This is a genomic window from Nocardia nepalensis (assembly GCF_048910785.1).
In the GTDB taxonomy this organism is placed as follows: Bacteria; Actinomycetota; Actinomycetes; order Mycobacteriales; family Mycobacteriaceae; genus Nocardia; species Nocardia nepalensis.
Genome location: NZ_JBKBET010000042.1, coordinates 2,423 through 3,822 on the forward strand (window position 1 = coordinate 2,423; position 1,400 = coordinate 3,822).

Sequence of the window (1,400 nt, forward strand, 5' to 3'; positions counted from 1 at the left end):
TTGGTGCCACTGATCCCGAAGGAGGACACCGCGGCCCGACGCGGCCGGCCGTCGCTGACCGGCCACGGCCTGGCCTCGGTGAGCAGCGATACGGCGCCGGTGGTCCAGTCCACGTGGGGGCTGGGTGCGTCGACGTGCAGTGTCTTGGGCATCGTTTCATGCCGCATCGCCTGCACCATCTTGATCACGCCGGCGACACCGGCCGCGGCCGAGGTGTGGCCCATGTTGGATTTGATCGAGCCCAGCCATACCGGTCGATCGGCGGGCCGGTTCTGGCCGTAGGTCGCCAGTAGTGCTTGGGCTTCGATGGGGTCGCCCAGGACGGTGCCGGTGCCGTGGCCTTCCACCACATCGACCTCGCCCGCGTCGATGCCCGCGCTGGCCAACGCGGCACGGATCACCCGCTGCTGGGAGGGCCCGTTGGGTGCGGTCAACCCGTTGGAGGCACCGTCCTGATTGACCGCCGACCCACGCACCACCGCCAACACCTGATGGCCCTTGGCACGGGCATCGGCCAGCCGCTCGACTACGAGCACCCCGACGCCTTCGGAGAACCCGGTGCCATCGGCGGCACCGGCGTACGGTTTGCAGCGGCCATCGGCGGCCAGGCCCCGCTGGCGACTGAATTCCAGGAACGCCACCGGGGTCGGCATCACGGTCACGCCACCGGCAAGCGCCAGGTCGCATTCCCCGGCCCGCAGCGACTGCACGGCCAGGTGCAATGCCACCAGCGATGACGAGCACGCCGTGTCCACCGACACCGCCGGGCCCTCCAAACCCAACACATAAGCCACTCGACCCGACGCCACACTCGAGGTTTGACCGGTTGCCCCGAACCCGTCCAGGCCCTCGGCGGAGGCGCCGACCCCGTATCCCTGGGCGATGATGCCGGTGAACACTCCGGTGGTGGAGCCGGCCAGTGTCGTGGGGTCGATTCCGGCGTCTTCCAAGGCTTCCCACGAGGTTTCCAGTAGCAGTCGCTGCTGGGGGTCCATCGCCAACGCTTCACGCGGGCTGATTCCGAAGAACCCGGCATCGAAATCGCCTGCGGCGTCGAGGAATCCGCCCGAGCGGGTGTAGGACTTACCCGCCGCGGCCGGGTCGGGGTCGAACAGACCCTCCACATCCCAGCCTCGGTCGGTCGGGAAACCCGACACCACGTCGCGGCCGTCGGCCACCATCTCCCACAAGCCTTGCCCGGAGTTGACTCCGCCGGGGAACCGGCACCCGATCCCCACGATCGCGACCGGTTCGTCCACACCCAGACGCGCCGGGGTCACCGACCGCACCGCCTGTGGCGGGGTCCATCCGCTCAACTGCTCGTGAAGATAGCCGGCCAGCGCGGTGGGGGTGGGGTAGTCGAAGATCAGGGTGGGGGTCAGGGTCAGACCGGTGCTGGT

The 1,400-nt window shown here is 69.2% G+C and carries 1 protein-coding gene; it reads right to left on the reverse strand.

Annotated features, from left to right (window positions below):
- On the reverse strand, window positions 1–1,400 hold a 1,400-nt coding region (locus tag ACHQ4I_RS41730), incomplete at both ends, for a type I polyketide synthase (protein ID WP_420777460.1).